Origin of the sequence: Wenyingzhuangia sp. 2_MG-2023 (assembly GCF_030548295.1) — a bacterium.
In the GTDB taxonomy this organism is placed as follows: Bacteria; Bacteroidota; Bacteroidia; order Flavobacteriales; family Flavobacteriaceae; genus Wenyingzhuangia.
Genome location: NZ_JAUOSB010000181.1, coordinates 1 through 239, shown reverse-complemented (window position 1 = coordinate 239; position 239 = coordinate 1). Strand labels below are relative to the sequence as shown.

1 pseudogene is annotated in these 239 nt (G+C 39.7%); it reads right to left on the bottom strand.

The annotated features are described in order from the left end of the window. Positions 1 to 239, bottom strand: a pseudogene (locus Q4548_RS17340) (bifunctional methylenetetrahydrofolate dehydrogenase/methenyltetrahydrofolate cyclohydrolase); the annotation flags it as partial.

Here is a 239-nt window from a genome sequence, read left to right as displayed (position 1 = left end):
ATAGGATGCTTTCTCCTTTGCGCTTTCAAAATCGACATCCCCAGTTAAAGATCCATTTTCTAAGCGATTGATCCCCACATCAATTACGACAGCCCCATCTTTAATATATTCTGCAGTAATTGCATGGGCTTTTCCAATAGCAGCGATTAAAATGTCAGCATTTGCTGCGAGTTCTTGAAGGTTCTTTGTACGCGAATGGCAATAAGTAACAGTTGCATTTTCATTAAGCAACAGTTGTC